10 protein-coding genes and 1 pseudogene are annotated in these 10,266 nt (G+C 68.2%); 2 read left to right on the forward strand and 9 right to left on the reverse strand.

Annotation, left to right across the window (positions count from 1 at the left end):
• Positions 1 to 306 precede the first annotated feature (306 nt).
• From V7050_RS13290 to V7050_RS13310, 5 genes are all read right to left on the reverse strand, one after another.
• Positions 307 to 1,086: an SDR family NAD(P)-dependent oxidoreductase gene (locus V7050_RS13290; protein ID WP_324375326.1), complete on the reverse strand. Its 780-nt coding sequence runs from the start codon at positions 1,084 to 1,086 to the stop codon at positions 307 to 309.
• Between the two features lie 26 nt (positions 1,087 to 1,112).
• A complete protein-coding gene (locus tag V7050_RS13295; RefSeq protein WP_324410659.1) occupies positions 1,113 to 2,612 on the reverse strand; it encodes an aldehyde dehydrogenase family protein in 1,500 nt (499 codons plus the stop codon).
• Between the two features lie 23 nt (positions 2,613 to 2,635).
• Positions 2,636 to 3,649: a TRAP transporter substrate-binding protein DctP gene (dctP, locus tag V7050_RS13300; RefSeq protein ID WP_324375322.1), complete on the reverse strand. Its 1,014-nt coding sequence runs from the start codon at positions 3,647 to 3,649 to the stop codon at positions 2,636 to 2,638.
• A gap of 145 nt (positions 3,650 to 3,794) precedes the next feature.
• On the reverse strand, positions 3,795 to 4,709 hold the full coding sequence (locus tag V7050_RS13305) for a LysR family transcriptional regulator (RefSeq protein ID WP_324375320.1): 915 nt from the start codon (positions 4,707 to 4,709) through the stop codon (positions 3,795 to 3,797).
• 99 nt (positions 4,710 to 4,808) lie between these two features.
• Positions 4,809 to 5,921, reverse strand: a complete 1,113-nt coding sequence (locus tag V7050_RS13310; RefSeq protein WP_324375318.1) for an NAD(P)H-dependent flavin oxidoreductase — start codon at positions 5,919 to 5,921, stop codon at positions 4,809 to 4,811.
• Positions 5,922 to 6,027: 106 nt separating this feature from the next.
• Between V7050_RS13310 and V7050_RS13315 the strand changes: the two genes are divergently transcribed.
• Positions 6,028 to 6,720 carry a hypothetical protein gene (locus tag V7050_RS13315; RefSeq protein WP_324375316.1) on the forward strand — a complete coding sequence of 231 codons (693 nt, stop codon included), beginning with the start codon at positions 6,028 to 6,030 and terminating at the stop codon, positions 6,718 to 6,720.
• Between the two features lie 157 nt (positions 6,721 to 6,877).
• On the opposite strand, the gene V7050_RS13320 is transcribed toward V7050_RS13315, so the two are convergent.
• From V7050_RS13320 to V7050_RS13330, 3 genes and pseudogenes are all read right to left on the reverse strand, one after another.
• Complete coding sequence (locus V7050_RS13320; RefSeq protein WP_324375314.1) at positions 6,878 to 7,789, reverse strand: LysR family transcriptional regulator; 912 nt, start codon at positions 7,787 to 7,789, stop codon at positions 6,878 to 6,880.
• A gap of 241 nt (positions 7,790 to 8,030) precedes the next feature.
• Positions 8,031 to 8,579 (reverse strand): annotated as a pseudogene (locus V7050_RS13325) (phage tail tube protein); the annotation flags it as partial.
• Positions 8,580 to 8,604: 25 nt separating this feature from the next.
• Positions 8,605 to 9,027, reverse strand: coding sequence for an acyl-CoA transferase (locus V7050_RS13330; RefSeq protein ID WP_324375312.1), 423 nt, complete (start codon positions 9,025 to 9,027; stop codon positions 8,605 to 8,607).
• 168 nt (positions 9,028 to 9,195) lie between these two features.
• On the opposite strand from V7050_RS13330, the gene V7050_RS13335 reads away from it, so the two are divergent.
• On the forward strand, positions 9,196 to 10,074 hold the full coding sequence (locus V7050_RS13335) for a DMT family transporter (protein ID WP_324375310.1): 879 nt from the start codon (positions 9,196 to 9,198) through the stop codon (positions 10,072 to 10,074).
• A gap of 50 nt (positions 10,075 to 10,124) precedes the next feature.
• Here V7050_RS13335 and V7050_RS13340 read toward each other — a convergent pair.
• Positions 10,125 to 10,266, reverse strand: a 142-nt coding sequence (locus V7050_RS13340) for a DUF6441 family protein (protein WP_324410661.1), incomplete at its 5' end; no start/stop codon positions are given.

The raw sequence follows: 10,266 nt of genomic DNA on the forward strand, positions 1-10,266 counted from the left end.
TCCTGGCCGGCGCTGAACCAGACCGTCTGCGCGCTGCGGTTTTTCTACGGGGTTATAGGAGACCGACACTTGGACATCGTCATCATCCTGTCCGGCGAGATCTGCGCGGGATCGAGACCGGCGATGTGCTTCTGAAGGCCCGGCAATGGCTTCCTGCGCGGCACCTGCACATTTGGAGCAACCGTAGCGCCTGGCCTGCAGGCTGATCGCCGGCGATGGCCGTGGCGCGGCGATAGGCATCAGCGCTACCTCTGGCCTTGTGGCCGCAGGGGCGCCCATCGCCCCGCCTGCCAACGCGTCAGGGCCTCATCCTTCAATAGAAGCATAGGAATTCCGATGCAGCGTCATGCCCCCATCCACCGGCAGCACCACGCCGGTGATGAACTCGCCCATGTCCGAGGCGAGGAAGAGTGCTGCGTCGGCGATGTAGCGCGGCCTGCCCGCGATCGGGAGCGGCTGCATCTTCGCGAAGTTGTCGGCCGCCACCATGCCCTCGCCGAGGGCGTGCTTCTCCCAGAGGGCGGTCTTGAACGCGCCGGGGACGATCGTGTTGACGCGGATGCCGTGCTTGCCGAGCTTCAGCGCGGCGTAGCGGCCGATCATCGTGACCGAAGACTTGGCGACCGTGTAGGCGTAGGGTCCCGATCCGCCGAGGCTGACGCCGGCGCCTGACGAGGTCAGGATGATCGACCCCTTGCCGCACGCCTTCATCGGCTCGACCGCGACCTGAATCGCCAGCATCGTCGCGGTCTGGAGCATCTCCATCGCCGCATTCCACTCTTGGACGGTGATCTCCTCGACCCCCGCAGGGCTGCCGACGGTTCCAGCGTTGTGGTACATGATGTCAAGGCCGCCGAAGTGCTTCACCGCGAGATCCACGGCGTCGCGCATGGCCTTCTCCTTCCGGACATCGGCCAGGCAGAAGCGGACGTCGCCGGCGAACCTCTCCTCGAGCGCCTTGCCGTCGGCCTCCTGGATGTCTGCGACGACGACCTTGCAACCGTGCTCGACGAACTTCTGGACCGACTCCAGACCGAAGCCGGCGCAGCCGCCGGTGATGATCGCGATGCGGCCTTCGAGCAGCATGGTTCCCCTCCGTTCCCGGTCCGCCGTCAGGCGTCCAGGTTGATGTTGATGGTCTTGAGCTCGGTGTAGGCCTCGATCGTCTGCCAGCCGCCTTCGCGGCCGAGGCCGGAGCGCTTGACGCCGCCCATCGGCGCGTTCGGGACGCTCGCGTAGTTGTTGATCCCGATCGACCCGCTGCGGACGGCGCGCGCCACCCGGAACGCCCGGCTGATGTCGGTGGTGTAGACCGCGCCCGCGAGCCCGTAGTCGCTGTCGTTGGCGATGGCGACCGCCTCCTCCTCGGTGCGGAAGCGGATCACGCTCAGTACGGGGCCGAAGACCTCCTCGCGCGCGATGCGCATGTCGTTGCGCACGCCGGTGAACAGAGCCGGATTTATCCAGTTGCCCTGCGCAAGCTCGCCGCCCGGCTCGTCGCCGCCGAAGACGAGGGTCGCGCCTTCGTCCCGCCCGGCCTGCACCAAACCGAGGATCTTCGCCATCTGCCGCTTGGAGACGATGGGCGCGGAGGTCGTCTCGGGGTCGAACGGATCGCCGAAGCGGACCTTCTTAACCTGCTCGCGGGCGTGGTGGACGAACTCGTCCAGGATCGACTCGTGCACCACCGCCCGCGACGGCGTCGAGCAGATCTGGCCCGAAAGGAAGGTCGAGCAGAGGCCCATAAGCGTGGTCGCGGCGGCCGCGACGCTGCGCGCATCGGGGAAGACGATGCCGGCGCTCTTGCCGCCGAGCTCGAGCGACAGCCGCTTCATCGTCTGCGCGCCGGCGGTATAGATTCGTTCGCCGACCTCGGGGCTGCCGGTGACGCTGACCTTGTCGACGCCGGGATGGGACGCCAGCGAGGCGCCGGTCTCGCCCGCTCCGGTCACGAGGTTGAGCACCCCGGGCGGCAGGTCGCAGTCGGCGAGGATCTCGGCCATGCGCGAGACCGCGAGGTTGGTGTATTCCGAAGGCTTCACCACCACGGTGCAGCCGCAGGCGAGCGCCGCGCCGACTTTGGTCCCGAAGGTGTAGAGCGGCCCGTTGTAGGGCAGGATCGCCGCCACGACGCCGACCGGCTCGCGGAACGACAGGTACTGCATGTTCGAAGCGCCGGAGAAGACCGGGTAGGTTTCGCCGTTGATCTTGTCGATCCAGCCGGCGTAGTGGTCGAACATGTCGGCGGAGGCCTTCGCCCCGACGCGCGAACCGCGGGTCAAATGATAGGGCATGCCGTTGTCGAGGCACTGCAACTTGTGCAGCTCCTCCTCGGCCGCGTAGATCCGGTCGACGATCGGCTGGATCATCCGCTTGCGGTCCTGCGCCCGCAACATCGGCCACGGACCTTCGTCGAACGCATTGCGGGCGGCGGCCACCGCCAAGTCCACGCCCCGCTCGCCGGCGACGGGAAAGCTCGCCATCACCTCGTTTGTCGCCGGGTTGAGCTGGTCGAAGCGCTCGCCGTCCCAGTCGATCCATCCACCGCCGATCAGCAGTCGGCCGGGGCGGACGCCGAGCGCGTCGCGGACCGGGGTCAGAGTGAAGCCCATGGTGTTTCCCCTTGTCGCCGGCTTCAGTTGCCGGTTGCTGCCGCGCGCATCGCCTCGAGCAGCGCGGAGCCGTTGCGGCCCTGACGGTCCATCTCGACGGCCCTGTCCTCGGCGACCCGATCGACGAGCGCCTGCCACCGCGCCGCCTCCTCACCCGAGATCGTCGTGGCGCCGAAGCCGTTCGCGACGAGTTCGTCCCTTACGCGCCTGTCCTCGTCGTCCATGTATTCGCAGAAGTGCCGGCGAGCCCGGTCACCGGCCTCCAGCGCGGCCGCCTTGTGCGCGTCCGAGAGCGCCTCCCAGGCTGCGGTGCGGATCGCGAAAATGATCACGGCCGTGCCGAAGGGGACGCCTTCGACCGAATGGTCGAACTTGTCGTCGAGGCTGAAGGGTTTCAGCGCGAGATAGGGGAACATCGCGCCGTCCACAGTGCCCCGCGTGACCGAATCCATCAACTCGGGGCCAGAGATGCTGATCGGCACCGCGCCGAGCGCTCGCACCGTCTGGTCCTGCGCGGCGCCGCCGGCACGGATCTTCAGCCCCGCAATGTCCTCGAGGGTCGAGACCTGCTTCGAGACCAGCATGATCTTGTAGGGCGTCGTCGCGACGGTGAAGAGGGCGCGAAAGCCCTGGGGCGCATACTCGCTCTGGTCGAGCGGCCCGCCGGGCTTGCCGATCTCCCACATCATCTCCGTCCCCTCGCAGCCGGTGTCGAAGAGGCCGGGCAGCTCCGCCACCGAGCTGAGGGCCAGCTTCTCGGGCGTGTAGCTCGGGAGCAGCGCCACCACGTCGGCGAGTCCGGAGTTGACGAGCGCGACATTGTCCTTGCCGAGCTGCGCGGCCGGGAAGACGTCGAATCGCAACGCTCCGCCGGTCAGCTCCCCCACCGCGTCCACGAAGACCTGCCCCGACTCGACCCAGATGTAGCTGCTCGCGGGGAACTGGTGCGCGACGCGAAGCCGCGCTTCCTGGGCTGCGGCGGCACAGGACATCGCCGCCAACGCCAGCGCCAGGGCGCCGCCGAAGAAGTACCGCATTGGTTCCTCCGAGTTCTTGCTGATTTCTTTGCGACCGCGTGCGCAGCGGGCCGCTGGCTTCAGCTGGCAGTATGCCCGAATAGGCGACTCGCTCCAGTCTCGGTTGGCGAAGTCCGGCTTCTCTGTTCGCGAAGCGGCGCGGCCCTCAGCGCGTGAGCTGCCGGATGAGCAGGTTCGCAGCGGAGGCGAGCGGCCGGTCTTTGAGCACGCCGATCTCAATTTCGCGCTGCGCCCAGTCTTCCGCGATAGGCACCGTGCCGAGCGTCTCGAGGTCATCGCTCGACAGCATGAAATCCGGCTGGATCGTCACCCCGAGCCCGGCCCGGACGAGGCTCTGCGCCGCCTCGACGCTGGCGACGGAGAGCCGAGTCTGCACGCTTCGTCCGACGCGTCGCGCCGCCTCATGCAGCCGCGTCATCAGGGTCGTGCCGCTCGGGATCGTGACGAGCTGCGCGTCCAGCAGGTCCGCCAGCGAAACGCTCGTCTTCGTCGAGAACGGGTGCCCGAGCGGATAAACCGCCACCAGGCGGTCCTTGCGATAGGGAATGGCTTCGATTGCGTCCGACACAAGGTCCGGCGTCGCGACGAGGAAGGCCAGATCGGCGTCGCCCGCGAGCAGCGCCGCGTGGACGTTCGGGTTGATGTCTTCGTGGATCTCGATCTCGACCAGGGGGAAGTTCGCGGTGAAGATGCCGATCTCGCGCGCCAGGTGCCGGATCAGTATCCCTTTGGACGAGGCAAGGCGTACCCGGCCGCGAACCCCCTCGGACACGTCGTCGAGCTCGCGGCGGAATTCCTCCAGGTGGTCGAAGATCCGCCGGGCGTGGGTCGCCAGAAGCTGGCCGACCGCCGTCGGGGCGACGCCGGTTGGGCGGCGCTCCAGAAGCTTCTCGCCGACCATGTCCTCGAGGTCCTGGATGCGCTTGGTCGCGGCCGACGGCGCGATGTTCTCCCGCGCGGCGGCGCGACCGATCTGCTTTTCCTCGATGGCGGCCAGAAACAGCCGCAGCGTCAGCAGATCGACCTTCCGGATCAGCATCGGGATGTTGAGCGTGCTCACCGTGGGCGCCTTTGGGGGATCGGCGCCCGGAGCATGCCTCGCCGCCCGCCCGAAGGCGAGCGGGAACCGCCGCCGGGCGAACCCGGCGGCGGCGTCAGGTCAGACGGCGACCGGCTGGGCGCTCGCGAACTCGATCCGCCGCTCCGTGGTCTCGAGCGCCGCGACCGTCTCCTCGACCAGCCGATCCAGAACCTCGGCCGCCGAAGGCAGGTCCCGGATCAGGCCGCTCGCCGCGCCGGCCGCGAGGTTCATGTAGTCCTTCAGATTGGCGCGATGCGCTGCCCACTTGATCGGCGACGTTAGCACGCGCTGGACGGGATAGGGCTGCAGCTCGTCCCAATGGCCGTTCCAGACGTCGGTGAAGCGGTTGCGGAGCTGGCGCACGTGCAGGCCGTCGAAGATCGGCGAGCGCAGGGTCGCATCGTACCCGGCCTCGATCACCGCCTGCTTGAAGTCGTCCTCGGCCCGCGACTCCTTGGTGACGAGAAAGCGCGTGCCCACCCAGGCGCCCTGCGCCCCCTGCACGAGGCACCCCGCGATCTGAGCGCCGTTGGCGAGGCCGCCGGCGGCGACGACGGGGACGGGAGAGAAGTCGAGAACTTCGGCGAGCAGCGTGATGAGGCCGACGTCGCCGGTATGGCCGCCGCCCTCGGTGCCCTGCACGATGACGACGTCGGTTCCGTTGCGGATCGCGCTCTGCGCGTGCTTGGCGAGACCGACGATGCTCATCACCTTGGCGCCGGCCTTGTGGCACTCCTCGACCACCCAGGTCGGCGTCCCCAGGGCGCAGGCGATGACCTCGACGCCATGCGCCAGCGAGATCTCGAGCTTCCTCTTATTGTCCGCGGCGCTGATCGCTTGGTCGTGCGTCGGCACCACCTCGACGCCCTGCGCCTCGAGCTCCTTGTAGAGCTGCTTGATCGGCGCCGGCGCCTCGGCGGGCATTGCGACGTCGGTCAGTCCCGCCGGCGCGCTCATCGGAAAGCCGAGATCGACGCAGAGTGGCTTGTCGCTCAGGCTCCGGAAGAGCTTGATCTCGTCCTCGAACTCGTCCACCGGAATGTCGATCCCGCCGATCGCGCCGAGTCCGCCGGCGTTGGAGACGGCGGCGGCGATGTTCCCGTAAGTCACGCCGCCCATTCCAGCCTGCATGATCGGGAACTCGATGTCGAGCAGGTCGCAGATAGGCGTGCGGAGTCGGCTCCGACCCATGATGTGTTCCTCCTGGGAGCGTTTACCTAACAGATCGGCCCATCGATTTGCCGTCTGCTTTGTCCGTCCACGCTAACCGCCGAGGTGCGCTCGAGGCCAGTTCCGGTTGGCGAACGACGGCTTCGCCAACCGCGAACCGGCCAGGACGCCGGTCGGAGGTTCTCGCCGAAGAACACCTCGAGCTTCGCGGACCTGCTGCCAGGTCGAGAAAACCGACAACCCGAAAAACGTGAAGACGGGTTTCTCGATCACCAGCTTCACCTTCTCGCCCCTTAGCCGGTTGCCGATGGGCTCATGCGAGTACGACGAGAGGATCCAGGGCTTCAAGGGGCGCAAGGACCGCAAGGTGATGCTGTCGCCCGGCCTGCTGGCGCTGTTGCGGGACTACTGGCGCGAGGCCCGGCCCGAGGGCTGGCTGTTTCCGGGCAAGCCGAAGATCAACCCGATCTCGCCGCGGCAGCTGGAACGCCTCGAAGATCGGCCAGACCTCGAGGAGCGCGTCGATGGCCCCCGGCGTCACCGGAACTGGGTTGCCGTCGGCATCGCCGACGCCCTCCCAATCGGTCACCGCCTGCCGGGCGATCGCCTTGGCGAAGACCAGCGCCCGCTCCTCGTCGGAGGCAGCTTCGGGCAGCACCTCGATGGCAGGGTCGCCGCGCGACGCCACCATCAGCGCTGTGGTCAGCGGGGCAACGCGCAATCGTACACCGTGTCCAAGGTCGAGCCATCGCGGCTCTGCGACGAGGTCGAGTCTGAGCATGTCGAGGTGTCTCCTTGTGGATGGTCGGTCGCACAGTAGGATCGCGCGAACGCACCGAGGGGTCCGCGTCAGTTGAGGCGCCCGCACGGGTGGCTTGTCGGAATGTTGCGAGCGTGACGTCCCGAAGGCCGCTCGCGACCCGCGCCAAGTTCTCGCAGCAGGCGGGAACCGGGCCTGGCAATCCGGGTCTGGCCGGCTATGCGGCGAAGCAACCGGCGAGCCATTGGCGCAGCGACCGGATGCGCTCGGCGTCGGCCTCCTCGGGGGAGGTGACGAGCCAGTAGGCGGCCTCGATCCGCACCGGCGCGCCGACGGTACAGAGCCGGTCTCCAGCGACATCATCGTCAATGAGGACAGAACGTCCGAGCGCGACGCCGAAACCGCTGATGGCCGCGAGGAGCATCAGGTCGGAGCGGTCGAAGTCCTGACGTGGGGTACCTTCGGGGAGCGACCGCTCGAGACGACGGGCGTATTCCTCCCACGAGACCAGCGCCCGGTTGCGGCCGCTGCCGAGGTCGCCGAGGAGCATCGGTCCATGGCGGTCGAGCGGGTCGAAGTTACGGCCGAAGCGGGCCTCCAGGCCGGCGCCGATCACCGGCTGCAACATGCAACTTGCGAGGCGGGTGCTGTGCAGACCGGGATACGGGCCAATGCCGAAGCGGATCGCTGCGTCCGCGCCGCCGGGGCCAAGGTCGGCGAAGCCCTCGCTGACGTCGAGCGCGAGGTCGAGGCCTGCCTCACGGGCAAGCGGCAAGCGCGGCACCAGCCACTTCATCGCCAGGGACGACATGACCGAGAGATGCACCGTCGCCTCGCGCCGCGACTCGCGGGCGGCGGTGAGGGCACGGGCGAGATCGGACGTGGTGCGCCGGGCCGCATCGCAAAGCAGGGCGCCGGCCCGGGTCGGGCGGACGCTCCGGGTTGTGCGATCGAAGAGCTTTAACTCAAGGATGTGTTCGAGGTTGCGAACCCGGTGGCTCACCGCGCTCGGATCGAGATCGAGCCGCCCGGCCGCTGCAGCGAAGCTCCCGGCCTCAGAAACTGCGACGAGCAGCGGCAGGCAGGCGATCAAGCGGTCCAGTAGCTCTCGGGGTGGTTCCACATTCATGAGTTTGTCTCATCCTCTCATGAGCTCGCTCATCTGGCTATAACGTATCGATAAGGGCATCTGAGGGGAACCAGAACGGAGACCCGTGATGCCGATACATGAACTAATGCCCCTGACAGATATCGACATACGGACGGTCCGCGCCGCCTTCGGGCGCTCTCCGGCATTCTGGCTACCACCTGGGGCCACGGCACCACTGCCGCGGTTCCCGCAGAGACCGTTGCTCAGGGCGAAGCAATCCTCGCCTGATGCTGCCGTTGAAGTGCCCGAAGCGCTTGACCGCCGGTTCCGCCGGCGTGCCGGCCGCCGTCGTCGTGCCGACCGTCTCGCCCTGCGCCACCAGCTTCGCCGTCGCGGTCAAGAGCCCCGAGCGCTGAAGCTGCCAGCTGAGCTGGTCGAGGACGCAGCCTGAGTACATGGCGAAGCGCGGGACCTCCGGCATCGCCGTCTCAATCGACAGTGACGGCAGCACCCAGCCGCCAAAGCGGAACTCGTGGCTCCAGGGGCCGGTGCCGGTGGTGGTCGGTTCGCCGAACGCCTCCTTCAGCCAGAAGCCGAAGGCCTCGGCGTCGATCGGCGCCACGACATCTCCGTCTGCGGTCACCGCGTCCTTGATCGGCGCCAGCGGGTCGCGGCCGTAGCCGAGCAGCTCGGAGGTCAGCAACGGCTGCTCAGCGCCGAGCGAAGTGCTGGCGAACGGCACCCGGGTGTAGCCGCCGGCTGGTGCCGTGCCGTAGACCGTCTCGAATGCGAGCGCCATCTGCGCCCGCGCTCCTTGCGCGCGTGCCATGCCGGTGTCCTTCGAAGGGTGGAGATCAGACGAGCGGGTCGCTCGTCGAGTAGTGCAGCACGATCGGGATGACCCCGGCCTTCAGCGCCGCGGCGCCGTCGAGGGCGAGGTCGACCGGCCGCGGCGCCTCCGCCTCGATCCAGTCGCAGAGCCCGCCGAGCGTGCGGTCAGCCGAGAGCACGGTGCCGACGCCGGCGGCCAGGCTGTCGAAAGCCGCGTCGCGGCCGGTGCCGACCTGCACTACCGCCTCGACCTCGGCGCGGTGCTGGTAGTGGTAGCGGAGCGGCGAGAGCGTCACCGCGGGCTCGCCGGGGTCGCCATCGCGCAGGATCAGGAGACCCGCGGCCGGCATGCGCTCGGGCAGGACCTCGCCGCGGAGAACGGGCGTGGGCAGGGTTTGCAGGAGGGCATGCAGCGCCGAGAGGATGGTTTCACGAGGCGTGGGCACGATCGGTCCCTACGTTGCCAGTGCGAAGGAGGCTCGCCCGAGGCCCTCGCTGATCACTCGGAGCGTGCGTGTGCTCGCTGATACACGTGCGCGCGTCGCTCGGATCGGTTTGCCTCCTCAGAGATTCTGGCTACGCATGGGCGCGTGACGAGCGAGCGGACTACAGCTTTGGCGACGGCGATCGTCGCCTTCACCGGGGCCCTCTGGGGGGTCTACTGGTTGCCAGTGCGGTCACTGGGCGAGATGGGACTGCCGGGCGCATGGGGAACGGTCGCCATCACAACCGCCGCGGCGCTCCTTCTGTTCCCGCTGGCGATCCGGCGGCGGGGTCAGTTTGCGCGATCCGATCGCACTGCTCTCGCCTCCATCGCCCTGGGTGGGGCGGCCTTCGCCCTGTACTCGATCGCGTTCATGTATGGCAGGGTCGCGATCATCATCCTGCTCTACTTCCTCACGCCCGTCTGGAGCACCCTGATCGGCCGATACGTCATGGGCTGGCAAACTTCGCGTCTGCGCGTCCTGGCGATCCTGGTAGGGCTGGCGGGACTGTCCATCATGCTGAGCGCGGACGCGCAGCTTCCGCTGCCACGGGGGGCGGGAGAATGGATGGCGCTTTTCGCCGGGTTCCTGTGGTCCGTCGGGACAACGGGAATGCGTGCCAAATCAGACTTGGATCCGGGACCGGCAGCTTTCGTCTTCGCCATCGGTGCGGCGGTCACGGCCCTGACCCTGGCGCCATTCCTGGAACCCCTGCGAAGCGGTCCTTATGGCGGCGGTTTCGCTGCACCCCTCGGATTGGCCATCGCGACCGGAGGGGTGTGGTGGGGGCTGTCGACCGCCAGCCTGATGTGGGCGGCAGTGCGGCTCGAGCCCGCTCGTGTCGGCATTCTCCTGATGACGGAGGTCGTGGTTGGCGCCGTGTCAGCCGCCGTGCTCGCCGCAGAGCAGCTCGCGCCGCTCGAACTCGTCGGCGGCGCATTGGTCCTGTGCGCCGGTGTCCTGGAGGTCTGGCCTGTGCGGCGCGGGGCACCGCACCAGCCCAGTTAACCCAGGGAACGAATACGTCGCGAAGGCTGGCATGGTCTGCACGGGTGCCATCAGCCAATCCGCCCATCCACCCAGTTCGCCACGATCAGCCCCGGGACCGCCTCATGTGCCCGGTGGGCGTCCCGCGCCAGATCGATCCGCTTCGGCAGCTTGACCTGCGGCACCAGCAGGAAGATCGGCGCTGTCACCTGG

Source organism: Amaricoccus sp., from assembly GCF_036846665.1.
Classification (GTDB): domain Bacteria; phylum Pseudomonadota; class Alphaproteobacteria; order Rhodobacterales; family Rhodobacteraceae; genus Amaricoccus.

Coding starts and splice junctions, on each gene's coding strand:
- V7050_RS13290 (WP_324375326.1), bottom strand. CDS start 1,086: ATGCTGCTCGAAGGCCGCATCGCGATCATCACCGGCGGCTGCGCCGGC.
- V7050_RS13295 (WP_324410659.1), bottom strand. CDS start 2,612: ATGGGCTTCACTCTGACCCCGGTCCGCGACGCGCTCGGCGTCCGCCCC.
- dctP (WP_324375322.1), bottom strand. CDS start 3,649: ATGCGGTACTTCTTCGGCGGCGCCCTGGCGCTGGCGTTGGCGGCGATG.
- V7050_RS13310 (WP_324375318.1), bottom strand. CDS start 5,921: ATGGGTCGGAGCCGACTCCGCACGCCTATCTGCGACCTGCTCGACATC.
- V7050_RS13320 (WP_324375314.1), bottom strand. CDS start 7,789: ATGAATGTGGAACCACCCCGAGAGCTACTGGACCGCTTGATCGCCTGC.